The following is a 24,349-nucleotide window of genomic DNA, read 5'->3' on the forward strand; positions in this document are numbered from 1 at the left end:
GGCTGCGCCCGGTAGGTGCGGACCTTGGTCCGCACGCTTCTGCCGGCCAGCGGCCGGCACTACCGAATCCACGAATATCTGCGCGCTCAGCGCGCCAGCCAGGCGCCTACGGCCACGGCCACGGCCAGCCACAGCCATTCCACCGCGCCGTTGGCCAGGGTGATCAGGGTCCAGGCCAGGTGCGGGCCCATCCGCGTGGTGGCGTCCCACAGGTCCAGGCCGATCGAGCCGCCCATCCAGGCGCTGGCGATGGCCCAGTTGGCCACGGCGGCCACCAGCAGGGTGCCCAGCACGACCAGGACGATGCGCAACCGGCCCGGGCCCAGTGTGCCCAGGCGCAGCATGAACACCAGTTCCAGGGCGGACACTACCGCCATCCAGCCGACCTGTCGGCCGGTCATCAGCGCCAGGACCATCCAGGCGAGGGGAGCAACAAGCAGACCCAGCAACAGCATGAGGGGCCAGAGCCAGGTGACGGTCCTGGCACGCGTGGCAATGGAGGACATCGAAGCTCCCTGAAGATCACCCACAGGATACTGTGGTTTGCCGCAGTGCACCGGCGGTGCCGGGGCGGCTGGGCTAGAATGCCGTCTTGCGTGGCCCCGGCCACGGCCCCATATCGGTCCCCATGTATTCCCGTAGCAGCGAACCTGTCCACTTCGAACGCGATTGCGAGGCCGTGATGGTCCCGCAGGGCGATACCGTGACCCTGCCTGCCGGCAGCTATGGGTACATCACCCAGGCGCTGGGCGGCAGTTATTCGGTGTTCGTCGAGGGCAACCTGTTCCGCATCGCCGGCAAGGACGGCGACGCCATCGGCAAGGAGGCACCGGCACCGCTGGAGCTGCCGGCCGACGCCACCGATGAGCAGGTGGAACAGTTGGTGTGGCAGCAGCTGCGCACCTGCTTCGATCCGGAAATTCCGGTGAACATCGTCGAACTGGGCCTGGTCTACGAGGTCGAGATCAAGCACCTGGACGAAGGCAAGCGCGAGATCGACGTGAAGATGACCCTGACCGCTCCGGGCTGCGGCATGGGCGAGATCCTGGTCGACGACGTGCGCAGCAAGCTCGAAATGATCCCGACGGTGGCCGAGGCCGACGTCGACCTGGTGTTCGACCCGCCGTGGAACCAGCACATGATGTCCGAAGCGGCGCGGCTCGAGACCGGCATGCTTTGACCCAGGGCCCGCAGTGACGCGGGCCCGGCACTACCCGCAACCAGAACAGGAATCCTCCGGTGTCCCAGTCCATTCCCAGCTTCGCCGTCACCCGTTCGGACCACCCGCGCAGCGCTGAAGAGCGCGCCAAGATCCTGGAGAAGCCGGGCTTCGGCCTGCACTTCACCGATCACATGGTGGAAGTGCGCTGGGACAAGGATGCCGGCTGGCACAACGCCAACGTGCGTGCCTACGGCCCGCTGCAGCTGGACCCGGCTGCGGCAGTCCTGCACTACGGCCAGGAAATCTTCGAAGGCATCAAGGCCTACCGCCATGCCGACGGTTCGATCTGGACCTTCCGCCCCGACGCCAACGGCCGTCGCCTGCAGCGTTCGGCGCAGCGCCTGGCGCTGCCGGAACTGCCGGTGGAGATCTTCGTCGAATCGCTGAAGCAGCTGATCGCGGTCGACAGTCAGTGGGTGCCGTCGGCCGATGAGTCGAGCCTGTACTTCCGTCCGTTCATGATCGGCGACGAAGCCTTCCTCGGCGTGCGCGGCGCGCACAAGGCCGGCTATTACGTCATCGCCAGCCCGGCCGGTCCGTACTTCGCCAAGGGCGTCGCTCCGGTGTCGATCTGGCTGTCGACGGAGTACGCGCGTGCGGCCAAGGGCGGCACCGGCGCCGCCAAGTGCGGCGGCAACTACGCTGCCTCGCTGCTGCCGCAGCAGAAGGCGCAGGCACAGGGCTGCTCGCAGGTGCTGTTCCTCGACCCGGTCGAAGGCAAGTACCTGGAAGAACTGGGTGGCATGAACGTGTTCCTGGTCTACAAGGATGGCACGCTGGTCACCCCGGAACTGTCCGGCAGCATCCTCGAGGGCATCACCCGCGAGAGCATCCTGCAGCTGGCGCGCGACCGTGGCATGAAGGTCGAAGAGCGCAAGGTCAGCATCGACGAGTGGAAGGATGGCGTGGCCTCCGGTGCGATCAGCGAAGTGTTTGCCTGTGGCACCGCGGCAGTGGTCACCCCGATCGGCCAGCTGAAGGGCGAGGGCTTCTCGGTGGGCGACATCAACGCGCCGGCCGGCGAAGTGACCATGTCGCTGCGCAAGGAACTGACCGACATCCAGTACGGCCGCCTGCCGGACCGCCACAACTGGCTGGTCAAGCTGGGCTGATCGCACACGCCGCACTGTAGGGCCGAGCCCACGCTCGGCTGCTTTCTGGAAAGCCCGTCCCCGTGACGGGCTTTCTGCGTTTCAGGCCCGGGTCAGATCCTTCTGGAGGAAAAGGGATCCGACCCCGCCGCGACGGACGCCGATGTCGGCAAAGTCATTGCAGGACACGTGATGACCCAGTCAGGTGCGTGCAGGCCGCGAGAAAGTTCCTTCACCTTCACAAACCCTCGACCCGAGAAGTCTCAGAACGAACATTTCATCTTGCTGAAAAGACGCTGAAAATCTTGTGGTGTCCGGTTTTGGTCATTAGCGTCATCTGCACGGCGGATCGATAGGGGGATCCGCTGACTCACCGGTCTTCGAACCTCGCCAACGCAAGCCAGCCCATGGTTCGGGCCGGTGCTTCTGCCGATTCCGGCATTCACACCACTAGAAAGGGAAATACGATGTCCCAGGTAACGCAACCGCGTGTGCGTCGAGTGTGGGTGGTCCTTGGTGCGTCCGTTCTGTCATCGCTGCTGCTGGCCACGCCTGCGCTGGCCGGTGACGTCCAGCTCAGCGGCCTGCAGTCCGCGCCGACGCACCAGCGCTTCATCGTGAAGTACCGCGACGGCAGCGCGCCGGTGGCCAACACCACCGCATTGGCCTCTTCGCTGAAGAGTGCCGCCGCCGGCCTGGCCAGCAGCCAGGGCCGTGCACTGGGCCTGCAGGAGGTCCGCAAGCTGGCCATCGGCCCGACCGTGGTCAGGACCGACCGCCCGCTCGACCAGGCCGAATCCGAGCTGCTGATGCGCAAGCTCGCTGCCGACCCGAACGTGGAATACGTTGAGGTCGATCAGATCATGCGTGCGACGCTGACCCCGAACGACACCCGCTTCAGCGAACAGTGGGGCTTCGGTACCTCCAACGCCTCGATCAACGTGCGGCCGGCCTGGGACAAGGCCACCGGCACTGGCGTGGTGGTGGCCGTGATCGATACCGGCATCACCAACCACCCCGATCTCAACGCCAACATCCTTCCCGGCTATGACTTCATCAGCGACGCTGCGATGGCGCGCGATGGCGGTGGCCGCGACAGCAACCCGAACGACGAAGGCGACTGGTACGGCGCCAACGAGTGCGGCTCGGGCATCCCGGCCTCCAACTCCAGCTGGCACGGCACCCACGTCGCCGGCACGGTGGCGGCAGTGACCAACAACAGCACCGGCGTGGCAGGCACGGCGTTCAACGCCAAGGTCGTCCCGGTGCGTGTGCTGGGCAAGTGTGGCGGTTACACCTCCGACATCGCCGACGCGATCGTGTGGGCCTCCGGCGGCACCGTCAGTGGCGTGCCGGCCAATGCCAACCCGGCCGAAGTCATCAACATGTCGCTGGGCGGCGGCGGCTCCTGCTCGACCACCTACCAGAACGCGATCAACGGCGCGGTCGGCCGTGGTACCACCGTGGTGGTCGCCGCCGGCAACAGCAACACCAACGTGTCCTCGTCGGTGCCGGCCAACTGCCCGAACGTGATCGCGGTGGCAGCCACGACCTCGGCCGGTGCGCGTGCCAGCTTCTCCAACTATGGTTCCGGCATCGACATTTCCGGTCCGGGCCAGAGCATCCTGTCCACCCTCAACACCGGCACCACCACGCCGGGCAGCGCCACCTATGCGTCCTACAACGGCACCTCGATGGCGGCACCGCATGTGGCCGGCGTGGTTGCACTGATGCAATCGGTGGCGCCGAGCCCGCTGAGTCCGGCGCAGGTCGAAAGCATCATCAAGAGCACCGCACGGCCGCTGCCGGGCGCCTGCTCGGGTGGCTGCGGCGCCGGCATCGTCGACGCCAACGCGGCCGTGGCTGCAGCGATCAATGGCGGTGGCCCGAACCCGGGCGGCAACGTGCTGCAGAACAACGTGCCGGTGACCGGCCTGGGCGCCGCGACCGGTGCCGAGCTGAACTACACCGTCGCGGTTCCGGCCGGCAGCACCCAGCTGCGCGTGGCGATCAGTGGCGGCAGCGGAGATGCCGACCTGTACGTGCGCCAGGGCAGTGCCCCGACCGATACCACCTACACCTGCCGTCCGTACCTGAGCGGCAACAGCGAGACCTGCACCATCAACAGCCCTGCCGCCGGCACCTGGTATGTGCGGGTGAAGGCGTACAGCACTTTCTCGGGCCTGACCCTCAACGCCCAGTACTGAGCCCAAGACCCTCTCCAAGGGCACGCCCTGGCTTCGGCCGGGGCGTTTTTGTCTGGGTGGGTGCCGACCTTGGTCGGCACGCTGTTCCTCAGACGGACTCGAAGCGGTTCGCCGCCACGTTCTTGCGCACGTGCTGCGGGTCGAAGATCCGCCCGTTCATCGCGATGTACACGCCGCTCGGCAGCGACTGCACCGCACCGATCGCACAGCCGATGTTGAACTCGGCATCCGAGCCGCGGAAGCGTGCCGGGCTCAGTGCGCCGGTCATCACGATGGTCTTGTCCGGGATCGTCGCCAGCACCTTGCCGGTCTGCACCATCGAATCGGTGCCGTGGGTCACCAGCACGTGCCGGGTCGGCTGCGCGGCGATGGTGGCGCGGATCAGTTCGCGGTCCTCATCGTTGATGTGCAGCGAATCCTTGCGCAGGATCGGAATCACGTTGAAGCGGAACGTCACGCCCAGCTCGCGCAGGATCATGCCGATCTGCGGATCGCCGATCTGGTAGTCCGACTTGTCGTCGAAATAGATCTTGTCGATCGTGCCACCGGTGGTGACGACCAGGAGCTCTTCCATCATGTGCATGCGCGAAACCAGGACAGGTACTGCGGCGCGGGGCCAGGAATGCAGATGATACGGCCCTGCGGCCGCAGCGTCAGCGTCGCTTGCCGAAGCGGGCGCGCAGGCCGGGCAGGCTGGCGCTGAAGATCACCAGCAGCGCCAGCGCGATCTCGATCAGCGCCAGCCAGCGCGTTTCCGGGTGGCTCCAGGCGCTCATCACGCCGTGGCTGAACCAGCCCAGCGCCAGCACCGAGGCCCAGAATCCGGCCTTGCGCCAGCCCAGGCGCACGGCGATGGCCAGTGCAAGCGGTGGTGCGGTGAACACCAGCTGGGTCGCCAGCCAATGCTTGTCATTGATGAACCAGCCTGCGAACAGCGCGGCCAGCCCCATCAGGGCCAGCAGCAGGACCGTGCGAGGCACGCGGTTCATCGGGCCAACCGCTGCGCGATGTCGGCCACCCGGCGCCCCAGTGCGCGCGCCAGCACCGCTTCGTCGTCGGTCGGCTGCGGGTCGTCGGCGGCGCCGGCCACGTGGCTGGCGCCATACGGCGTGCCGCCACTGGTGGTGTGGCTCAGCGCCGGTTCGGTGAACGGGATGCCGACGATCACGCAGCCGTGGTGCAGCAGCGGCACCTGCATCGACAGCAGGGTCGACTCCTGGCCGCCATGCATCGAGGCGGTGGAAGTGAATACGCCGGCCGGCTTGCCGGACAGGGTGCCATTGACCCATTCGGCGCCCAACCCGTCCAGGAAGTGCTTGACCGGCGCGGCCATGTTGCCGAAGCGGGTGGGGCTGCCGAGCAGCAGGCCCTGGCATTCGACCAGGTCCTGCACGCTCACATAGGGGGCGCCATCGTCGGGTACCGGCGGCTGCGCGGTCTGGGTCACGGCAGCCACCGGCGGCACCGTGCGCAGGCGCGCGGTCATGCCCGGCACTTCGCCGATGCCCCGCGCGATCTGGCGCGCCAGCCGTGCCACCGAACCGCCCCGGCTGTAGTACAGCACCAGAATCTCGCCCATCGTGCCCGCTTCTCCTCGTCGTGTGGCTACCAGTATGGCTATCCTGCGAGCATTCCGCATCGGGTACCCTTTCGCCGATGGAACCTTTGGATACGCTCAACCTGTGGATGGAGCGCGCGCGGGATCGCGCACGGGCCATCAGTTTCGGCCGCTTCCTGTGGCATCGCTTCCTCGACGACCGCCTGTTCCAGGCAGCGGCGGCGCTGGCGTACACCACGGTGTTCGCGCTGGTGCCGCTGGCCATCGTGGTATTCGGTGTGCTGTCGGCCTTCCCTGTCTTCGACCGCTGGAGCGATCAGCTCAGCGATTACGTGTTTTCCAACTTCGTGCCCTCTGCGGCGCGTGCGGCCGAGGGCTACCTGCGGCAGTTCTCGGCCAGTGCTGGCCAGCTGACGGCGGCTGGCTTCATCGCACTGGTGGCCTCACTGCTGATCACGCTCAACAGCGTGGAAGAGACCTTCAACCAGATCTGGCGGGTCGGCTCGACCCGGCCCAAGCTGACCCGCTTCCTGGTCTACTGGACCGTACTGACCCTGGGCGCCATGCTCGCCGCCGCATCGCTGGCGGTATCGGCGAGGGTGTTCGCGATGCCGTTGTTCGGTACCCAGGAGGGCCGTTGGCTGGCCGAGTTTGCACTGCGCCTGGCGCCGATCCTGATCGAGTTCGTCTGCATCACGCTGATGTTCCGGGTGGTGCCGCACCACACGGTGAAATGGCGGCACGCCGTGCCTGGTGCGATCCTGGCGGCGGTCATCCTGGAACTGGTGAAGTGGGGCATCGGCGCCTATCTTGGCAGCTTCCAGTCCTACCAGAAGCTGTATGGCACGGTGGCCTTCGTGCCGATCCTGCTGCTGTGGATCTACCTGTGCTGGGTGGCGGTGCTGCTGGGCGCGTCGCTGGCCTCGTCGATGGCCGCCTTCCGCTACCAGCCGGTTGAACTGCGCCTGCCGCAGGGATATGAGTTCTACGGCCTGCTGCGCCTGCTCGGTCGTTTCCACCATGCCCGTGCCAAGGGCAAGGGCCTGGCCGACGATGAAATCCTGCGCCTGGAACCGCTGTTGACCGACTCGCTGCTGCAGGATCTGGCCTGCAACCTGCAGGAGATCGGCCTGCTGCGCCGCGATGAACGCGGCGAGTGGCTGCTCGCGCGCGACCTGGACCAGGTCAGCCTGGCCGATCTGTACGAATGCACCCAGCTGCGCATCCCGGTGGCCGAGCAGCACCTGCCGTACCGCGACGACAGCCTGGGCCGTGCCGCATTGGCGGCGCTGGACGATCTGCGACTGCCCCTGCGCGAACGCCTGAAGCGCAAGGTCAGTGATATCTACACCGATTCCGGAGACATGCCATGACCCGCAAGACCCCGTTGCCGCTGCTGCTCCCGTTGACCCTGCTGCTGGCCCTGGCGGCCTGCAAGCCGACCCAGGAGCCTGCCCCGGCGAGCAGCCAGCCGCCGGCACAGGCGCCGACGCCGACCACTCCGGCGCCGGTCGAGGAAACCCCGGCCGAGCGCACCACCGCCGAGTTCCCGACGTTGAAGATGAAGGCGGTGGATGGCAGCGACTACGATCTGGCCGCGCATCGTGGCAAGTGGGTGATCGTGAATTTCTGGGCGACCTGGTGTGCCCCGTGCCGCAAGGAAATGCCGGAGCTGTCGGCGCTGCATGCGATGCGCAGCAACATCGAGGTGGTCGGCCTGGCCTACGAGGACATCGAAGTGCCGGAAATGCAGTCGTTCCTGACCAAGCATCCGGTGACCTATCCGATCGTGATCGTGGACCCGTTCGATCCGCCCGCGGACTTCGCCACGCCGCGAGGCCTGCCGTTGACGCACCTGCTGGATCCGCAGGGCAAGCTGGCCCACACCTTCCTTGGCCCGGTGACCGCCGCCGACATCGAAAAGCAGATCGCGGCTGCCAAGTAGTAGGTTGGTCGGCAGGGCCTGCGGCCCTGCACCTGCCGGATCAACGTCAACGTCAAAAGCGTGCATTCTGTGGGATGGAGGGGTGGGTCCGGTTGCGGGGGACGCCGTAAACCCGTCCCTGGGGGCTTGGCCGCGGCATCCATGCCGCGGACACCCCCGCAACCGGACCCACCCCGCCTTCGACAGATCTCCGCGATCTGCAGTAGATCCACGCCATGCGTGGATGAATCTCCATCGGAATCGAATATTTCGAACTGGAATCGAAAAGCATCCACGCATGGCGTGGATCTACTGTGTCGACCAAGGTCGACACCCTCCATCAGCCGCAGAAATCTGTCAGAGGTGGGGCGGTGCCGGAGTGCGGGGTGTCATCCGCATGGATGCGGCTGCCAAGCCTACAAGGACGTACTTGCGGCGTCCCCGCACTCCGGCACCGCCCCACCACCCCACGGAATACCCGCTGTTGCTGTTGCTCTGGCTTCGGCAGGTGCAGGGTGCAACCCTGCCGAACAACCCTACTCCTCGACCGGGAACGCCTCGATCGGCTTCAGTACATCGTAGTGCTCGCGATGCAGCTTGCCCTTCAGCTTCGGCAGCTCCGGCAACGGCGCATCCACCCGCGTGTCCGGCAACCGGTCCAGCAGGTTGCGCACCAGGGTCAGTCGCCCCAGCCGCTGATCGTTGAAATCCACCAGCGTCCACGGCGCCGCCTCGCGATGCGTCGCGCGCAGCATCGCCTCGCGGGCTTCGGTATAAGCGCTGTACTTGCTGCGGGATTTCAGGTCGACCGGGGACAGCTTCCAGCCCTTCAGCGGATCGAGATGACGCTCGGCGAAGCGCTTCTCCTGCTGCTCCTGGTCCACGCACAGCCAGTACTTGAACAGCAGGATGCCGTCATCCACCAGCAGCTGTTCGAACACCGGCGCCTGGCGCAGGAACTGCTGGTACTCGGTCTCGCTGCAGTAGCCCATCACCCGCTCGACGCCGGCGCGGTTGTACCAGCTGCGGTCCATCAGCACGATTTCGCCGGCGGCGGGAAGATGCGAGGCGTAACGCTGGAAATACCACTGCGTGGCTTCGCGGTCGGTCGGCTTGGGCAGTGCGACCACCCTGCATTGGCGTGGGTTGAGATGCTGGCTGATGGCCTGGATCGCGCCGCCTTTGCCTGCCGTATCCCGTCCTTCGAACAGTACCAGCAGGCGTTGCCCGCTGTGCTGCACCCAGCGCGCCATCGCGGTCAGTTCCAGCTGCAGCGGCAGCAGTAGTTCGTCGTAGTCCTTGCGCTTGAGCTTGGCCATCATCACACCACGCGGGGAGGAAGCCGGAGCGTAACGCAGGGATCGCTCAGGGGGTGTCGACACCCTGCCAGCCGTGTTCACCTGCCAGCCGCTGCAGCAGCGCCGACAGATCGCGGGCGAAGCCAGCCATGTCGAACAGTCCGCTGTGGTCGCGCGCCTGCGCCAGCTCGGCGCGCAGCGCGGTCAGTGCCGCAGGGTCGTTGCCCAGCGCGCTGGCGGTGGCGATGAACGCCGCGTCGTCGGCGACATTCATCCATGCCAGCCCCAGATGGTGATTGAGGCTGCCGGCCACGCGCGCGGCGAAGGTGTCGCCCGGGCAGGTCAGTACCGGGCAGCCGGCCCACAGCGCATCGGAGGCGGTGGTGTGCGCGTTGTAGGGATGGGTGTCGAGGAACAGGTCGGCCAGCCGATACCGGGCCAGGTACTGCGGATGCGGCAGCTTGGCCATGAACACCAGGCGTGCCGGGTCCAGGCCGGCAGTCTGCGCGGCGGTGCGCAGGCGGGCGTCGGCCTGGCCGGGGCCGGACAGCAGCCACAGCACGCTGCCGGGCACGGCCTGCAGCACGGCGAAGGCGCGGCCCATGCTGCGCGGGTTGAGCTTGTAGCTGTTGTTGAAGCAGCAGAACACCACGCCGTGTTCGGGCAGCCCGCACTCGGCGCGGGAGGGTGCCGGCTCCAGTACGCGGGTGTTGTCCGAGGGCTGGAAGGCACGTGGGACGCGCAGGACGCGTTCGCTGAAGTGCGATTCCAGCGATGCCGGCAGCACGAATTCGTCGGCGACCACGGCATCCATCCAACGCGCGCCTGATGTGCCGGGGTAGGCCAGCCAGTTCAGCTGCAGCGGGGCTGGGCGCATTGCCAGCACTTCGGGCGTGCCGCCGCCGCCCCAGCCGCGCAGGTCGAACAGCAGGTCGATGCCCTGCGCGCGGATACGGGCCGCGATGTCGGCATGCCGCAGTGCGGCCACGTCATGCAGGCGGGTCGCGGCCTGCAGGCGTTCGCGGATGCGGCTGCCATCGGCGCGGTTCAGTGCAAACAGGTGCAGCTGCAGCGCAGGGTCATGACGCAGGTGTTCGAACAGGGCCACGGTCAGCAACCCGGTCGGATGGGCACCGAAGCCATTGGAGAGGAAGCCGACGCGCAACGGGCCGCGTGCGCGTATCTTCATTGCCGGCAAGGGCCGTACCGAGGCGGTGATCAGCGCGGCGCGCGCACGTGCGCAGGCCAGCTGCTCGGCAGCGCTGGCGTCTTCGCTGAGGAAGGCGAACGGCTCCACCGCGCCCTGGCCGGAAGCGAGCGCGGCACGTACCTGCGTGGCCAGTGCGTCCACGTCCTGCCAGTCGCACAGGCGACGCTGCCAGGCCAGGCGCTGCGCGGCGATGTAGGGTTCGTCCGGCATCAGCGCATGCGCGCGGCGATAGGCCGCCGCAGCGCCTTCGGCATCGTCGGCATCTTCCAGCGCATGGCCCAGCCACAGCGCGATGCCCGGGTGCTGCGGGGCCAGCGCCGAGGCCTGGCCGAGCAGCCTGGCCGCGTCGGCATGCGCGCCGGCCATCCAGGCCACGCGACCCAGCCGTGCCAGTGCTTCCGGGTGGTTCGGGCGCAGCTGCAGCGCACGTCGTGCGGCCTGCTCGCCGGCAGCGATGTCGCCGGCTTCCAGTTCCAGGTCGGCCAGCATCACCCAGGCGACGAAATCGCCGGGCTGGCGTGCGATCGCCTGCTGCAGGTGCTGCCGCTGCTGCCAGGCCGACATCGTGCTCAGCCCGCCGAAAGCTGGGCCAGGGCGTCGACCTGGTGTTCGTGGCTGAGCCGCTGCAGCAGCGGGTCGAGGTCGCCGGCCAGGATGTTGGGCAGGTCGTACAGGGTCAGGCCTTCCACGCGGTGGTCGGTGATCCGGCCCTGCGGGAAGTTGTAGGTGCGGATGCGCTGGCTGCGGTCGCCGCTGCCGACCTGCAGGCGCCGCGATTCGGCCTGCGCCGCGTCCTGGCGCTGGCGCTCGGCATCGAGCAACTGCGCCTTCAGGCGCTTCATCGCCTTGTCACGGTTGGCGTGCTGGCTGCGCTCGGTCTGGCACTCCACCACCACGCCGGTCGGCACGTGGGTGATGCGGATCGCCGACTCGGTCTTGTTGACGTGCTGGCCACCGGCGCCGGACGAGCGGAACGTATCCACCTTCAGGTCGGCCGGGTTGATGACGATGTCATCGACTTCGTCGGCCTCGGGAATGATCGCCACGGTGGCCGCCGAGGTGTGGATGCGGCCCTGCGATTCGGTGGCCGGCACGCGCTGCACGCGGTGCGTGCCCGATTCGAACTTCAGGCGCGAGAACGCACCGCGGCCGACCACGCGCGCCACCACTTCCTTGTAGCCGCCATGCTCACCTGGGTTGTCCGATTCGATCTCGACCTTCCAGCCCTGGCGCTCGGCATAGCGGGCGTACATGCGGAACAGGTCGCCGGCAAAGATCGCGGCCTCGTCGCCGCCGGTACCCGCGCGCACTTCCAGGAACAGGTTGCCTTCGTCGCGCGGATCGCGCGGTACCAGCAGCAGGGCCAGTTCTTCTTCCAGTTCCTGCAGGCGTGCCTGCGCAGCAGCGATTTCCTCGTCGGCCAGTTCGCGCAGGTCGGGGTCGGCGCGCATGCCTTCGGCGGCGGCCAGGTCGGCCTTGGCACGGGCTTCATCAGCGAGTGCGGCAGCGACCGGTTCAAGTTGGGCGAATTCGCGCGAAAGGTCGCGGAAACGGGTGTTGTCGGCGACCACATCGGGTTCGGCGAGCAGGCGTTCCAGTTCTTCGCGGCGCTCGGCCAGCGCTTCCAGCTTACGGCGCAGGGTCGGCGTCATCGGGTCTCACGGGTGGGTGGCGGTAACCCGGCGCAGCCGGGAACAGGCGCTCGGCGGCGCGGGTCAGATCGGCATCGCCACTCAGCGCGGCGGCGCGCAGTGCGGCGGTCGGCGGATGCAGCAATCGATTGGTCAGGCCATGGGCCAGCAGTTCCAGCACTTCGTCAGCCGGCTTGCCATTGGCCAGCTGCTGGCGCGCGCGCTCCAGCAACTCGGCGCGGGTGGCCTCGCCGAACGCGCGCAGCTGCCGCAGCGGTGCCTGGTGGGCGCTGGCCTGCTGGGTCTCGACGAAGCGCGATACCTGCAGGTCGATGATCGCCTCGGCCTCGGCGGCAGCCTCGCGGCGGCCACGGCGGTTGTCTTCCACCGCGCGTTCCAGGTCATCGACGGTGTAGAGGAAGGCGTCGTTGAGCGTGCCGACCTCGGCCTCGATGTCGCGCGGCACGGCCAGGTCGAACAGCAGCATCGGCTTGTGCCGGCGCGCACGCAGGGCCTTGGCCACCATCTCGCGGTGGATCACTGGCTCGCGCGCGGCGGTGGCCGAGAACACCACGTCGGCCTCGCCCAGGTGGCGGTCCAGTTCGGTCAGTGGCAGGGCCACGCCGCCATGACGGCTGGCCAGCTCCTGGGCGTGGGCGAGGGTGCGGTTGGCGATCAGCAGTCGCCGCACCTTGCCCTCACTCAGGTGACGTGCAGCCAGTTCGATGGTCTCGCCGGCACCGACCAGCAGCACGGTGGAGTCGTCCAGTCGCGCGAACGCGTTCTGCGCCAGGCGCACCGCCGCCGAGGCCACCGACACCGGGTTGGCGCCGACCTGGGTATCGGTGCGCGCACGCTTGGCCACCGAGAAGGTCTGCTGGAACAGGCGGTCCAGGCGCTGGCCGAGCAGGCCATGGTCACGCGCGGTCGACCAGGCATCCTTCACCTGGCCGAGGATCTGCGGTTCGCCCAGCACCATCGAGTCCAGCCCGGTGGCGACCCGGAACAGGTGGCGCACGGCCTCGGCATCGGCGTGCTGGTACAGGTAGCCCTGCAGGTCGCCTGCCTGGCTGTGCAGCCACTGGTCCAGCGCCTGTGCCGACTCGGCCACGGCGTACAGCTCGGTGCGGTTGCAGGTGGACAGCAGCACCGCCTCGGCGATCTGCGGGGTATCGCGCAGCGAGCCCAGCGCACGCGGCAACGCCTCACCGGCGAAGGCCGCGCGCTCGCGCAGCTCCACCGGTGCGGTCTGGTGATTCAGTCCGAGCACCCACAGGGTCATTGTTCAGTTGCTTGCGATAAGCTGCTGGCCATTGGACGACATTTTAAGGCCCCGATGCCGACGATGCCCGCATTGATTCGCATCCCCAGTGTTCTGCTGCTGTCCCTGGCCTGTGCCCAGGCCCTGGCAGCGGTGCCGGCCAAGGCCCTCGTGCGGGCCGCGGCCACTGAGGAACTGGCGCTGGAACCGGTGATGGCCGGTGAATTCGCCCTGCAGGCCGGCAAGCTGGCTGAGGCCGCGCGCTGGTACCTGCAGGCCGCGCAGCAGACCGATGGCGATGCCGGCCTGGCCGAGCGCGCGACCCGTATTTCCATGCTGGCCAACGATGATGCCAGCGCCGCCAAGGGCCTGGCCCTGTGGCAGCAGCGCGCCCCGCGCTCGTTGACCATGCGCAGCGCGGCCGGTGCGCTGGCCATGCGCCAGGGCGATGTGAAGGCCGCCCGCACCGAACTGCAGGCCCTGCTGGCCGACCCCGATGAGCGTGGCTGGAAGTTCGCCCTGGCCGCACTGATCGGCGGTGGCCGCGACCCGGCGGTGCCGGCGCAGGTGCTGGGCGAGCTGGTCGATGCCAATGCCATTCCACCCAAGATCGAGGCCTGGCAGGAGTTCGGTCGCCTGGCCCTGCGCATGGACAAGCCCGAGCTGGCGCGGCGCATGATCGATGAAGTGGTCAAGCGCTTCCCGGAAGAGCCGCGGGTAGCGCTGCTGCGTGCCAGCCAGCTGCAACAGGCGGGCGAGACCGACAAGGCATTGTCGCTGCTGCACGATGTCGAGCCGAAGACCCGGCAGGACCCCGAACTGCGCAATGCCGTGGCCATCGCCTACGACAACCTGGGGCAGCCAGCAGCGGCCGAGCGCGTACTGGCGTTCGGCCCGCAGGACGTACAGACCTGGGGCATGCGTGCTTCGCTGCTGGCCAAGCAGGGCGACAAGGCGGCGCTGTCCAACCTCTACAACGAACTGTCGCGGCAGGCGGCCAAGCCGGACCCGGCGCAGCGCCTGTTGCTGGGCAAGATCGCCGAGTACCTGAAGCGCTATCCCGAGGCGGTGCAGTGGTACCACAGCGTGCCCGGTGGCGATGAACTGAGCGAAGCGCGCCTGCGCGCGGCCAACGCCCAGGCCCTGGCCGGGCGCCTGCCGCTGGCGCTGGACGAAGTGCATGCGATCCAGTCCGATGCGGTGGTCGATGACGATGTACGCCGCGACGCCTATCTGCTGGAAGCCGAGCTGCGCCAGCGCGGCGACGACAGTGCCGGCGAACTGGATGCATTGGCCCGCGGCCTGGCCGCCTACCCGGACGACAACGGCCTGCTGTACGCCCGTGCGCTTACCTGGGAGCGCCGCGACGACATCCCGCGCGCCGAGGCCGACCTGCGCAAGATCCTGGTGACCGACCCGGAAAACGTGCCGGCGCTGAACGCGCTGGGCTACACCCTGGCCGATCGCACCGGCCGCCTGCAGGAAGCGCTGGAGCTGATCGACCGTGCCCGCGTGGCCGAGCCGGACAACGCCGCCATCGTCGACAGCTATGGCTGGGTGCTGTATCGCCTGGGCCGCAAGGAAGAAGCGCTGGTGCAGCTGCGCCGGGCCTGGACCCTGGCCAAGGACCCGGAGATCGCCGCCCACGTCGGCGAGGTGCTGTGGGTGCTGGGCAAGCATGACGAGGCCCGCCACTTCTTCGACGAAGCGGCCAAGCTCGACCCTGAAAACCGCGCGCTGCTGCGCGCCCGCGAGAAATTCAATCCATGAGTGGTTCCCTGATCCGGCCGCTGCTGTTGGCGGCCGCGACCCTGGCGGTGAGCGCCTGTACCAGCGTCGGCACGCAGAAGACCCCGGCGCCGACGGTGGTCGAGATTGTTTCAGCTGAAGCGGCGCAGGCCGAAGCGGCGCGCGTGGCGGCCCTGCAGGCACAGCCGGACTGGGCCTTCCAGGGCCGGGTCGCGGTCAGCAAGGGCAAGGACGGTGGCAGCGGTCGCATCGACTGGAAGCAGGACGGGCGCCGTTATGTGGTCGAGCTGAGCGCGCCGGTGACCCGGCAGAGCTGGAAGCTGACCGGCGATACCCATTCCGAAGCCGGTCGCCTGGAAGGGCTGGCCGGTGGCACCCGTGACGGTGAGGACGCCCAGCAGCTGCTGCTCGAGGCGACCGGCTGGGACATTCCGGTCAACCAGCTGCCGGAGTGGATCCGTGGCCTGGTGGCCGGCGATGCTGCCGGTCCGGAGAAGGTCGAGCGCGACGGTGAAGGCCGGCCGCGCCGCATGCAGCAGATGGGCTGGCAGGTGCAGTACCTGGACTGGTACCCGGCCGACGCCGGACGGCCGGCGCTGCCGCGCCGGATCGAGGCCAGCAACGGTGACGCCAAGGTGCGCCTGCTGGTGGACCAGTGGGGGCAGGGCACGCCATGAGCGGGGCAGTCGACGACGCGGGCTGGTCCTGGTGGCCGGCCCCGGCCAAGCTGAACCTGTTCCTGCACATCACCGGCCGCCGGGCCGACGGCTACCACGAGCTGCAGACCGTGTTCCGCCTGCTGGACTGGGGGGACCGCATCGGCCTGCGCCTGCGTGAAGACGGCCAGGTGCGTCGGCAGGGCGAGGGCCTGGTCGGCGTGGCCGAGGCTGAAGACCTGGCGGTGCGTGCCGCGCGCCTGCTCAAGGAAGTGGCGAATGTCGCCCAAGGCGCGGACATCATCGTGGAAAAGCATGTATCTGCCGGTGGTGGCTTCGGCGGTGGTTCGTCCGATGCGGCCACCGTGCTGGTGGTGCTGAACCGACTCTGGCAGGCGGGCCTGGACGAAGACGCGCTGGCCGCGCTGGGCCTGCGCCTGGGCGCCGACGTGCCGGTGTTCGTGCGTGGCCGCAATGCCTGGGCCGAAGGGGTGGGCGAGCGGCTGCAGCCGATCACGCTGGCGCCAGCCTGGTATGTGGTGGTTGAACCGGGCGTTCATGTTCCTACGCCGGTCCTGTTTGCAGACCCGGATTTGACGCGCGACAGCCCAGTGGCGAAAATAGAGGACTTCGCTTCCGGGACCCTGGTCGGGAACGCGTTCGAACCGGTGCTGCGCCGCCGTGAGCCTGCCGTCGAGGCAGCGCTTGCCGCGTTGAGCGACATCGGCGCGGCGCGGCTGACCGGTTCGGGAAGTGGTTGTTTCGTCGAGTTCGCATCGCAGGCTGCTGCAGAGCAGGGACGGTCGAAGTTGCCGAAGGAGTTGCGGGCAAGGGTGGCAGCGGGCGTTGCGCGTTCGCCACTGCTGGATGCACTCGAGCAACACTGATTTATCAATGCAGGGGCGTCGCCAAGAGGCCCAAGGCACCAGGTTTTGATCCTGGCATTCGTAGGTTCGAATCCTACCGCCCCTGCCAATAGCGGCTGTGTCCGCGCCTTCCAGCGCATCACCTGCGCGGGACGTGGAAACAACCGCGGTGTTGTCAGCAGCAAGGGTCCATCAGGGTCCTTGCCGACTCCGGATCCCCGCCACTCGTCCCCGCCCGAGACAATCATGATGCAAGAGTCCCCGAACCTGCTGGTCTTTTCCGGCAACGCCAACAAACGTCTGGCGCAGAACATCTGCAAGGAACTGGGGGTTCGCCCGGGCAAGGCGCTGGTCTCGCACTTCTCCGATGGTGAAGTGCAGGTGGAAATCGAAGAGAACGTCCGCAAGCAGGACGTGTTCGTGATCCAGCCGACCTGCGCGCCGAGCGCGGAAAACCTGATGGAACTGCTGGTGCTGATCGACGCGCTCAAGCGCGCATCGGTGGCCAGCGTGACCGCCGTGGTGCCGTACTTCGGCTACTCGCGCCAGGACCGCCGCATGCGTTCCTCGCGCGTGCCGATCACCGCCAAGCTGGCGGCGAAGATGTTCAGCACCGCTGGCGCTGATCGCGTGCTGACCGTCGACCTGCACGCTGACCAGATCCAGGGCTTCTTCGATATTCCGGTGGACAACGTGTATGCGTCCCCGCTGCTGCTGGCCGACATCTGGCGCGCCTACGGCACCGAGAACCTGATCGTCGTGTCGCCGGACGTGGGCGGCGTGGTCCGCGCCCGTGCGGTGGCCAAGCGCCTGGATGACGCCGACCTGGCGATCATCGACAAGCGCCGCCCGCGCGCCAACGTCTCCACCGTGATGAACATCATCGGTGACGTCGAAGGCAAGACCTGCGTGATGGTCGATGACATCGTCGATACCGCCGGCACCCTGTGCGCCGCTGCCGCTGCCCTGAAGGCGCGCGGTGCGCTCAAGGTCGCCGCCTACTGCACCCACGCGGTGCTGTCGGGCCCGGCGGTGGACAACATCACCAATTCCCAGCTCGACGAGCTGGTGGTGACCGACACCATCCCGCTGAAGGACGCAGCGCGGGTGTGCAGCAAGATCCGCCAGCTGAGCGTGGCGGAAATGCTGGCCGAAACGATGCGCCGCATCGCCTTCGGCGAGTCAGTCAGCTCGCTGTACGTCGACTGAGTTTTTCGTCCCTGCCGGCAACGGCGGGGACATACCCCGGGTGCTTCTGGTCGCGGAAGCATCTTCAACCGCCACGCCGCAAGGCAAGGCAACAACCTGAGTAGTCGAAAATGTCGAAGACCCATGAAATCAAGGTCACCAAGCGTGAACTGCAGCGTAAGGGTGCGAGCCGCCGCCTGCGTCACGCTGGTGTGATCCCGGCCATCGTGTACGGCGGCAACGCCGAGCCGGTCGCCATCAGCCTGGACCACAACGAAATCTGGCTGGCCCAGCAGAACGAGTGGTTCTATGCCTCGATCCTGGACCTGAACCTGGACGGCCAGGTGCAGAAGGTCCTGCTGCGTGACATGCAGCGCCACCCGTACAAGCAGCTGATCATGCACCTGGACTTCCAGCGCGTGAACGAGAACGAAGCCCTGACCGCTTCGGTCCCGCTGCACTTCATCAACGAAGACACCTCGCCGGCCGGCAAGGCTGCCGACGTCGTGGTCACCCACGAACTGAAGGAAGTGACCATCACCTGCCTGCCGAAGGACCTGCCGGAGTCGATCGAAGTCGACCTGGGCGAGCTGAAGGCCGGTGACGTGGTGTACCTGTCCAACATCAAGCTGCCGAAGGGCGTGGAAATCCCGGCCCTGGCGCTGGGCAAGGACCACGACGACGCCATCGTCACCGCCAAGGCCGGCAAGGCCGACGCGGCTGACGAAGAAGCGGCTGCCGCCGAGTAATACCGCTGCGGTGCCTGCCTCCGGGCAGGCACCGCATTGGAAGGAACCATGGCAGGACTGCGACTGATCGTCGGTCTGGGCAACCCCGGATCGGAACACGCCCGGACCCGGCACAATGCCGGGTTTCATTTCGTTGAGGCCCTGGCGGAAAAAGCCGGTGCGCGATGGAACGTGGACAGCAAGCTGTTCGGTGAGACCGCCAAGGTCGAGATCGCCGGGCAGGCGGTGTGGCTGCTCAAGCCCGCCACCTTCATGAACCTCAGCGGCAAGTCGGTCACCGCCGCACAGCGGTTCTGGAAGATCGAGCCGGAAGAAACCCTGCTGGCCCACGACGAACTGGACCTGGCGCCCGGCGTGGCGCGGTTGAAGTTCGACGGTGGCCACGGCGGCCAGAACGGCCTGCGCGACACCATCCGCCTGCTCGGCCACGGCAAGTTCCATCGCCTGCGTGTGGGCATCGGCCATCCCGGCCACAAGGACCGCGTGGTGGGGTGGGTGCTTGGTCGCCCGTCGAAGGACGACGACGTGCTGATCGCGCGCGCCATCGACGATGCGATCGATGTGATGCCGCTGGCAGTGCAGGGCGATTTCAGCGAAGCGATGAAGCGGCTGCATACCCCGAAATAGCCGGTAGGTACCGACCGTTGGTCGGTACGGAAGCAACCAGACCGGTAGGTACCGACCGTTGGTCGGTACGGAGAATGATTGGAAAAGCAGCGCCCATGTCGCTGTTTCCCCAATCACTTTCACCCCAGAGAGCTGTCACCCATGGGTATCAAATGCGGCATCGTCGGCCTGCCCAACGTCGGCAAGTCGACCCTGTTCAATGCGCTGACCAAGGCGGGTATCGCCGCGGCGAATTTCCCGTTCTGCACCATCGAGCCGAACGTCGGCATCGTGCCGGTGCCGGATCCGCGCCTGAACGAGCTGGCAGCGATCATCAACCCGCAGAAGGTCATCCCGACCGCGGTCGAATTCGTCGACATCGCCGGCCTGGTCGCTGGTGCCGCCAGCGGTGAAGGCCTGGGCAACAAGTTCCTGGCGCACATCCGCGAAGTCGATGCGATCACCCACGTGGTGCGCTGCTTCGAGAACGCCGACGTCATCCACGTCAACAACAAGGTCGACCCGATCTCGGACATCGAAACCATCGATACCGAGCTGGCGCTGGCCGACCTGGACAGCGTCGAGAAGGCGCTGAACCGCGCCGAGCGTGCGGCCAAGGGTGGTGACAAGGACGCCGCGGCGCGCAAGCCGGTGCTGGCCAAGCTGCAGGCCGCGCTGGCCGACGGCAAGTCCGGCCGTTCGGTGGGCCTGGACGAGGAAGAGAAGGCGCTGGTGCGCGACCTGTTCCTGCTGACCCTGAAGCCGGTGATGTACATCGCCAACGTGCTGGAAGACGGTTTCGAGAACAACCCGCACCTGGAAGCCGTGCGTGCGCACGCTGCCGCCGAAGGCGCACAGGTGGTGCCGGTGTCGGCCGCGATCGAAGAAGAGCTGTCCCAGCTCGACGACGAAGACCGCGATACCTTCCTGGCCGACCTGGGTCTGAGCGAGCCGGGCCTGAACCGCGTGATCAACGCGGCCTACAGCCTGCTCGGCCTGCAGACCTACTTCACCGCCGGCGTGAAGGAAGTCCGTGCGTGGACCGTCCGCAAGGGCGCCACCGCCCCGCAGGCCGCGGCGGTCATCCACACCGACTTCGAGAAGGGCTTCATCCGCGCTGAAACCATCGCGTATGACGACTTCATCAAGTACAAGGGCGAAGCCGGTGCCAAGGAAGCCGGCCGCCTGCGCCTGGAAGGCAAGGAATACCGCGTGCAGGAAGGCGACATCCTGCACTTCCGCTTCAACGTCTGATCCTTCGGCATCGGATCGACTTCGGACGCCCCGCCCTGTGCGGGGCGTTCGCGTTTCCGGTGATGGACAAAAAAACACCACGCTGGGAAACGCTTGCGGTGTGATGTTCGCCGGTACTTGTCCACAGCAAACTCCCATCGCTTTCCACGGCAGATGTGGAAAACCGCGCCCGCCTCTGTAGAACCGAGCCCATGCTCGGCCTTACACGGCTTTCCCGTGCGGCGTGGACAATTTTTCACCACGCTTCGAAACGCCTGCGTGGCAACACTCCCACCCACTTGTCCACATCAAATCCCAACCACTCTCCACGAGGGGTGTGGAAAACTGCGAAGGAGCATGGACAAAAAACAGCCACATCCCGAAACGCCTGCTACGTGCGGTTCGCAGGCACTTGTCCACACCAAACCCCCATCGCTTTCCACGCCGCATGTGGAAAAAGTGCCCGGCACTCCCTTGCCGGGCACATCCCGCATCACCAGTTGTACGACACGCCCAGCTGGGCGCCGACATCGCGGAAGCCCATGCCGCCGCTCTGCCGGCTCAGTTCACCCCAGCCGCGCCAGCCGCCGGACAGATCCACCTGCACGCCGGCCTTGGCTTCGTAGATGTCGCGCGGCAGCTGCCGCTGCAGCCGCTCGCCGTCCATCGCCAGGCCCGCGCCATTGCCGCCGGACCACCAGTTCACCGCCACGTACGGGTGCACCTGGCCCTGCGCTGCGCTCAACCCACGGCTGTACAGGCGCAGGCCGAGGCGGGTGCTGGTCTCGCCGCCACCGCGGTCTTCGACCACCGTGCCGTTGGCCTCGACCACGCGGTCGCTGTCATAACGGCTGTGCACCACCTGCAGCTGCGGTTCCAGGTAGATGCCGCGCTGCGCGGTGCGCCGCAGTGGCAGCACATAGCCGGCCTCGGCCGACGCACTCCAGTTGCGTGCGTCATAGCGCTCCTTCTGCAGGCCTTCGCCCTGCACGCTGTTGCGGAAGCGGCCGTACTGCAGCCAACCATCGACATAGGCACCGCGTTCCATCCGCGCATCCTGCAGCCAGGTGGCATAGGCACCCACGCTGGTGCCGGTGACCACGCCACGCGCGGTGTAGCCGGTCACCTGCGAGCGGCTGTCATTGCGCGCGCGGCCATGGCCGAGCATCGCACCGGCCTGTAGTTCGCCGGCGCCACCCACCTCGAAGCGGCGTCCGGCGCCGACCAGCACGCCGCTGATCTGGCCATCGACCTGTACTTGGCGGTTGCGGTCATGGCTGTCGGGCTGCGCGCTGCGAAGGTGCATCCAGGCCACGGCGTCACTGCCGGCGCCGGCCTGGGCGGCGGGATCACCGGCGCGGTCGTGCAGGCTGTGCCGGAACATGCCCAGCGCGGCGCTGCGGTTGGCCTGGTAGGCCGCCGGTTCCGGGCGTTCCACCTGCGGGCGCGGCGGATCGATCGGCGGCTCCGGCGGCAACGGCGGATCGATCGGCGGTTGCGGCGGCGACGGCGGGTCGACCGGCGGCTCAGGCGGCTGCGGCGGGTCGATCGGGGGATCCGGCGGCTGCGGCGGATCGACCGGCGGCACGTATTCCGAGCGCAGGTACCAGTTGCCATCATCCGGGGTCGACACGCCGCCCTTGAACAGGAAGTAGTCGTAGGCACCGGCGACCGCGCGCCCCTGCAGGCTGAACTGTGCATCCGACTGGCCGTCCACGGTGATCAGGCGGATGCCCTCCTGGGTCAGCGCACCGGCGCCGCCGGCATTGCGCACGCTCACGCTGGCGGTGCCGCTGCTGTTGCCGTTGATCACCAGCTGGTCGCCCAACGAAGTGTCGTCGCCCAGCGCGCGGTTGAAGATCCACTGGCCACCATTGCCCACGTAGTCGCCGCTGACGGTGACCGTCTTGAAGCCGTCCGCCGCCGGCGCATCGAAGGCGATGGTGCCGGCGTGTTCGAGCGTGCCGACGCTGGAACTGGCACGTACGTTCCACTGGCTGCTGCCATCCAGCGCCAGCTGTGCGACCTGGTAGCCGGAGTCGTTGCGCAGGGCACCGCTGAACGTGGTGCCGTTGCCCAGCAGCATGTGCACGTCGGCCGTCGCGCTGTCGACCACCACATCACCGCGCAGCGTGCTGGCGTCGGCGCTGAAGTCGATGCGGCTGGTCGCCACGCTGCTGCCATCGGTGAATACCGTGTCGCTGACCCGCAGCAGACGGCCGTTGCCGTCGCCCGCAGTCACATCGCTGCCATTGACGGTCAACGCATGGTTGCTGCCCTGCAGCCAGAACGCGGCGCCGCTGGTGGTCTCGATGTGGCTGTCATTGAAAGTGGCACGGTTCCAGTACGGGCCGAACGCGGTCAGGTAGGAGCGGTAGCCACCGCTGTTGCTGCCGGTCATGCGGATGTCCAGGCGATCGGCCTGGGTCAGCCGCGCGGTGTTCATGTGCACGATGCCAAATACATTCTCGCCGTCGCTGCGGATCGCAACGTTGTCGAGCAGCGCGGTGGCGGTGGAGCCGCCGATGAACACGCCACCGCCGCCGTTGCCGCGCACGTCGATCACGCCGCCGTTGGCTTCGATGCGGCTGGCGGTGCTGCCGGTGGAGCCGGTCACGCGCACGCCGTAGGTCGCATCGCCGTGCGTGGTGATCCGGCCACCCTGCACGCTGGCGACGCCGCCGGCGATCTCCACGCCGTAGCCATAGGTGTCGGTCCAGGTATCAACGGTGCTGTTGGTCAGCTGCAGGCGCGACTCATCACTGGCCAGCCAGAATCCGGAGTAGCCATCGCGCACATCGAACGCCGCATCGCGGGCGGTCAGCTGGCCCCAGTTGTTGATGTTCACGCCATAGCCGCCAACGGTGTAGAAGCTGCCGCCGTTGATCACCGCGCTGGAATAGGTCTTGCTGATGCTGCTGCCGAGCAGGCGCATGCTGCCGCCCACCGAGTGCGCTTCCACGTTCTCCAGCAGCACGCTGCCGCCGCTGTCGATATCGAACCAGCCGCCGTCCAGATAGGTGTCGTACAACTCGGCGCGGCTGCCCACGCCATCGACGGCGACGCCGGCGAGGATGCCGCCGGGAGCCAGGGTGATCCGGCTGTTGCGGATCGTCAGCAGGCCGGCGCTTTCGGCGCGCAGGCGTGCGCCACTGTCGGCGCTCATCTGCAGGGCATCCAGATGCACCTCACTGCCCTTGCCGGAGGCGCCGGCCAGGCTGCCGACGCCGCCGGTCATCGCAATGCGGCCGCCGGTGTAGCGGATCACGCCACCAGCGGATGCCTGCACGCTGGCATAGCCGCTGCCGTTGCGGGTGGTATCGATGTCGACATCGCGTGCGTCGATCACGCTGCCGGCACCATTGGCATACAGCGCATAGAAGCCCGTGCCGGTCGCCGGTGCGATCGACAGCGTTGCACCGCGCAGCTGCACCTGGCCACCATTGGCGGCTGACACGCCGCTGCCATTGGCGGTCACGTTGATGCGGCTACCCTCGATCAGCGCATTGCTGCCGGTACCGGTGACCGTAAGTGCGAAGCTGCCCGCGCTGTGGTTGAGGACATCGTCGGCACCCAGCTGCAGGCTGTCACCGTCACTGACCTGCAGTGGGCCGGTGAGGTCTGCGGCGTGCGCCGGCAGCGCTGCCCACAGGGCAGTGGCCAGCAGGCTGGGAATGAGGGGAACACGCGTGGCGCGCGCGCGCCCGTATGCACGGCGGTGCCGTGTGGGGGAGGCGTTCATGCTGATGGACTTCCTGTGGCAGGACGCAGCGAGGCTGCGCGGACTGACGCGGCAGGGCCGCGTCGCTGCGGAAGCCCCACGCGATGGCGCCTGCAGGCACCATCGGACTTCCGTCCCCGGGGGCGGTGCGGCAACTGCTTGCGCATGCACCATGGCGG

The 24,349-nt window shown here is 67.6% G+C and carries 21 protein-coding genes and 1 tRNA gene; 13 read left to right on the forward strand and 9 right to left on the reverse strand.

All coding sequences use genetic code 11. The annotated features are described in order from the left end of the window. Positions 1-86: 86 nt before the first annotated feature. Positions 87-506: a hypothetical protein gene (locus CCR98_RS03855; RefSeq protein WP_087921609.1), complete on the reverse strand. Its 420-nt coding sequence runs from the start codon at positions 504-506 to the stop codon at positions 87-89. Positions 507-628: 122 nt separating this feature from the next. Between CCR98_RS03855 and sufT the strand changes: the two genes are divergently transcribed. The 3 genes from sufT (at position 629) to CCR98_RS03870 (ending at position 4,520) form a co-directional block, all read left to right on the forward strand. Further along, positions 629-1,180, forward strand: a complete 552-nt coding sequence (gene sufT, locus CCR98_RS03860; protein WP_005415385.1) for a putative Fe-S cluster assembly protein SufT — start codon at positions 629-631, stop codon at positions 1,178-1,180. Positions 1,181-1,239: 59 nt separating this feature from the next. Next, complete coding sequence (locus tag CCR98_RS03865) at positions 1,240-2,334, forward strand: branched-chain amino acid aminotransferase (protein ID WP_087921610.1); 1,095 nt, start codon at positions 1,240-1,242, stop codon at positions 2,332-2,334. Between the two features lie 446 nt (positions 2,335-2,780). Continuing rightward, positions 2,781-4,520 (forward strand): S8 family peptidase, encoded by a 1,740-nt coding sequence (locus CCR98_RS03870; protein WP_087921611.1) that lies wholly within the window; start codon positions 2,781-2,783, stop codon positions 4,518-4,520. 88 nt (positions 4,521-4,608) lie between these two features. Here the strand turns inward: CCR98_RS03870 and CCR98_RS03875 are convergent, their stop codons facing one another. The 3 genes from CCR98_RS03875 to wrbA all read right to left on the reverse strand — a co-directional run bounded on the left by CCR98_RS03875 (position 4,609) and on the right by wrbA (position 6,099). Beyond that, positions 4,609-5,094, reverse strand: a complete 486-nt coding sequence (locus CCR98_RS03875; protein ID WP_010481766.1) for an asparaginase domain-containing protein — start codon at positions 5,092-5,094, stop codon at positions 4,609-4,611. Positions 5,095-5,173: 79 nt separating this feature from the next. Beyond that, complete coding sequence (locus tag CCR98_RS03880; RefSeq protein ID WP_087921612.1) at positions 5,174-5,509, reverse strand: DUF2069 domain-containing protein; 336 nt, start codon at positions 5,507-5,509, stop codon at positions 5,174-5,176. Continuing rightward, positions 5,506-6,099, reverse strand: a complete 594-nt coding sequence (gene wrbA / locus CCR98_RS03885; RefSeq protein WP_012510135.1) for an NAD(P)H:quinone oxidoreductase — start codon at positions 6,097-6,099, stop codon at positions 5,506-5,508. The genes CCR98_RS03880 and wrbA overlap by 4 nt, the downstream gene beginning before the upstream one ends. Before the next feature lie 77 nt (positions 6,100-6,176). On the opposite strand from wrbA, the gene CCR98_RS03890 reads away from it, so the two are divergent. Together CCR98_RS03890 and CCR98_RS03895 are read left to right on the forward strand one after the other, a co-directional pair. Beyond that, a complete protein-coding gene (locus CCR98_RS03890) occupies positions 6,177-7,451 on the forward strand; it encodes a YihY family inner membrane protein (protein ID WP_087921613.1) in 1,275 nt (424 codons plus the stop codon). Beyond that, positions 7,448-8,023 (forward strand): TlpA disulfide reductase family protein, encoded by a 576-nt coding sequence (locus CCR98_RS03895; RefSeq protein ID WP_087921614.1) that lies wholly within the window; start codon positions 7,448-7,450, stop codon positions 8,021-8,023. The genes CCR98_RS03890 and CCR98_RS03895 overlap by 4 nt, the downstream gene beginning before the upstream one ends. A 515-nt stretch (positions 8,024-8,538) precedes the next feature. On the opposite strand, the gene ppk2 is transcribed toward CCR98_RS03895, so the two are convergent. Genes ppk2 through hemA form a run of 4 tightly spaced genes read right to left on the reverse strand, consistent with a single transcriptional unit; the run spans position 8,539 to position 13,423 of the window. Then, positions 8,539-9,321 carry a polyphosphate kinase 2 gene (gene ppk2, locus CCR98_RS03905; RefSeq protein ID WP_087924139.1) on the reverse strand — a complete coding sequence of 261 codons (783 nt, stop codon included), beginning with the start codon at positions 9,319-9,321 and terminating at the stop codon, positions 8,539-8,541. A 46-nt stretch (positions 9,322-9,367) separates the two neighbouring features. Continuing rightward, positions 9,368-11,074 (reverse strand): tetratricopeptide repeat protein, encoded by a 1,707-nt coding sequence (locus CCR98_RS03910; RefSeq protein WP_087921616.1) that lies wholly within the window; start codon positions 11,072-11,074, stop codon positions 9,368-9,370. A 5-nt stretch (positions 11,075-11,079) separates the two neighbouring features. Next, a complete protein-coding gene (gene prfA, locus CCR98_RS03915; protein ID WP_087921617.1) occupies positions 11,080-12,162 on the reverse strand; it encodes a peptide chain release factor 1 in 1,083 nt (360 codons plus the stop codon). Further along, positions 12,140-13,423 (reverse strand): glutamyl-tRNA reductase, encoded by a 1,284-nt coding sequence (hemA, locus tag CCR98_RS03920; RefSeq protein ID WP_087921618.1) that lies wholly within the window; start codon positions 13,421-13,423, stop codon positions 12,140-12,142. Before hemA ends, prfA begins: the two co-directional genes overlap by 23 nt. A gap of 63 nt (positions 13,424-13,486) precedes the next feature. Between hemA and CCR98_RS03925 the strand changes: the two genes are divergently transcribed. From CCR98_RS03925 to ychF, 8 genes are all read left to right on the forward strand, one after another. Further along, complete coding sequence (locus tag CCR98_RS03925; RefSeq protein WP_198361058.1) at positions 13,487-15,172, forward strand: tetratricopeptide repeat protein; 1,686 nt, start codon at positions 13,487-13,489, stop codon at positions 15,170-15,172. Continuing rightward, positions 15,169-15,828, forward strand: coding sequence for a lipoprotein insertase outer membrane protein LolB (gene lolB / locus CCR98_RS03930; RefSeq protein WP_087921620.1), 660 nt, complete (start codon positions 15,169-15,171; stop codon positions 15,826-15,828). Before CCR98_RS03925 ends, lolB begins: the two co-directional genes overlap by 4 nt. After that, on the forward strand, positions 15,825-16,694 hold the full coding sequence (gene ispE, locus CCR98_RS03935; protein WP_087921621.1) for a 4-(cytidine 5'-diphospho)-2-C-methyl-D-erythritol kinase: 870 nt from the start codon (positions 15,825-15,827) through the stop codon (positions 16,692-16,694). Before lolB ends, ispE begins: the two co-directional genes overlap by 4 nt. 11 nt (positions 16,695-16,705) lie before the next feature. Beyond that, positions 16,706-16,782: transfer RNA gene (locus CCR98_RS03940), tRNA-Gln, on the forward strand. 140 nt (positions 16,783-16,922) lie between these two features. Further along, positions 16,923-17,882 carry a ribose-phosphate diphosphokinase gene (locus tag CCR98_RS03945; RefSeq protein WP_005415400.1) on the forward strand — a complete coding sequence of 320 codons (960 nt, stop codon included), beginning with the start codon at positions 16,923-16,925 and terminating at the stop codon, positions 17,880-17,882. Between the two features lie 110 nt (positions 17,883-17,992). Beyond that, positions 17,993-18,610 carry a 50S ribosomal protein L25/general stress protein Ctc gene (locus CCR98_RS03950; protein WP_014036085.1) on the forward strand — a complete coding sequence of 206 codons (618 nt, stop codon included), beginning with the start codon at positions 17,993-17,995 and terminating at the stop codon, positions 18,608-18,610. Positions 18,611-18,658: 48 nt separating this feature from the next. Beyond that, positions 18,659-19,237, forward strand: coding sequence for an aminoacyl-tRNA hydrolase (gene pth, locus CCR98_RS03955; RefSeq protein ID WP_087921622.1), 579 nt, complete (start codon positions 18,659-18,661; stop codon positions 19,235-19,237). A 141-nt stretch (positions 19,238-19,378) separates the two neighbouring features. Then, positions 19,379-20,470, forward strand: coding sequence for a redox-regulated ATPase YchF (gene ychF / locus CCR98_RS03960; RefSeq protein WP_087921623.1), 1,092 nt, complete (start codon positions 19,379-19,381; stop codon positions 20,468-20,470). A gap of 472 nt (positions 20,471-20,942) precedes the next feature. Here the strand turns inward: ychF and CCR98_RS03965 are convergent, their stop codons facing one another. Then, the gene (locus tag CCR98_RS03965) at positions 20,943-24,191 is read right to left on the reverse strand and encodes an autotransporter outer membrane beta-barrel domain-containing protein (RefSeq protein ID WP_087921624.1); all 3,249 of its coding nucleotides are present in this window, start codon (positions 24,189-24,191) and stop codon (positions 20,943-20,945) included. Between the last annotated feature and the right edge of the window lie 158 nt (positions 24,192-24,349).

The organism is Stenotrophomonas sp. WZN-1 (genome assembly GCF_002192255.1).
In the GTDB taxonomy this organism is placed as follows: domain Bacteria; phylum Pseudomonadota; class Gammaproteobacteria; order Xanthomonadales; family Xanthomonadaceae; genus Stenotrophomonas.

Excerpts from the sequence above, each read along its gene's own strand:
- CCR98_RS03855 (WP_087921609.1), bottom strand. The coding sequence starts at position 506 with ATGTCCTCCATTGCCACGCGTGCCAGGACCGTCACCTGGCTCTGGCCC.
- sufT (WP_005415385.1), top strand. The coding sequence starts at position 629 with ATGTATTCCCGTAGCAGCGAACCTGTCCACTTCGAACGCGATTGCGAG.
- CCR98_RS03870 (WP_087921611.1), top strand. The coding sequence starts at position 2,781 with ATGTCCCAGGTAACGCAACCGCGTGTGCGTCGAGTGTGGGTGGTCCTT.
- CCR98_RS03875 (WP_010481766.1), bottom strand. The coding sequence starts at position 5,094 with ATGGAAGAGCTCCTGGTCGTCACCACCGGTGGCACGATCGACAAGATC.
- CCR98_RS03880 (WP_087921612.1), bottom strand. The coding sequence starts at position 5,509 with ATGAACCGCGTGCCTCGCACGGTCCTGCTGCTGGCCCTGATGGGGCTG.
- wrbA (WP_012510135.1), bottom strand. The coding sequence starts at position 6,099 with ATGGGCGAGATTCTGGTGCTGTACTACAGCCGGGGCGGTTCGGTGGCA.
- CCR98_RS03890 (WP_087921613.1), top strand. The coding sequence starts at position 6,177 with ATGGAACCTTTGGATACGCTCAACCTGTGGATGGAGCGCGCGCGGGAT.
- CCR98_RS03895 (WP_087921614.1), top strand. The coding sequence starts at position 7,448 with ATGACCCGCAAGACCCCGTTGCCGCTGCTGCTCCCGTTGACCCTGCTG.
- ppk2 (WP_087924139.1), bottom strand. The coding sequence starts at position 9,321 with ATGGCCAAGCTCAAGCGCAAGGACTACGACGAACTACTGCTGCCGCTG.
- CCR98_RS03910 (WP_087921616.1), bottom strand. The coding sequence starts at position 11,074 with ATGTCGGCCTGGCAGCAGCGGCAGCACCTGCAGCAGGCGATCGCACGC.
- prfA (WP_087921617.1), bottom strand. The coding sequence starts at position 12,162 with ATGACGCCGACCCTGCGCCGTAAGCTGGAAGCGCTGGCCGAGCGCCGC.
- hemA (WP_087921618.1), bottom strand. The coding sequence starts at position 13,423 with ATGACCCTGTGGGTGCTCGGACTGAATCACCAGACCGCACCGGTGGAG.
- CCR98_RS03925 (WP_198361058.1), top strand. The coding sequence starts at position 13,487 with ATGCCCGCATTGATTCGCATCCCCAGTGTTCTGCTGCTGTCCCTGGCC.
- lolB (WP_087921620.1), top strand. The coding sequence starts at position 15,169 with ATGAGTGGTTCCCTGATCCGGCCGCTGCTGTTGGCGGCCGCGACCCTG.
- ispE (WP_087921621.1), top strand. The coding sequence starts at position 15,825 with ATGAGCGGGGCAGTCGACGACGCGGGCTGGTCCTGGTGGCCGGCCCCG.
- CCR98_RS03945 (WP_005415400.1), top strand. The coding sequence starts at position 16,923 with ATGCAAGAGTCCCCGAACCTGCTGGTCTTTTCCGGCAACGCCAACAAA.
- CCR98_RS03950 (WP_014036085.1), top strand. The coding sequence starts at position 17,993 with ATGTCGAAGACCCATGAAATCAAGGTCACCAAGCGTGAACTGCAGCGT.
- pth (WP_087921622.1), top strand. The coding sequence starts at position 18,659 with ATGGCAGGACTGCGACTGATCGTCGGTCTGGGCAACCCCGGATCGGAA.
- ychF (WP_087921623.1), top strand. The coding sequence starts at position 19,379 with ATGGGTATCAAATGCGGCATCGTCGGCCTGCCCAACGTCGGCAAGTCG.
- CCR98_RS03965 (WP_087921624.1), bottom strand. The coding sequence starts at position 24,191 with ATGAACGCCTCCCCCACACGGCACCGCCGTGCATACGGGCGCGCGCGC.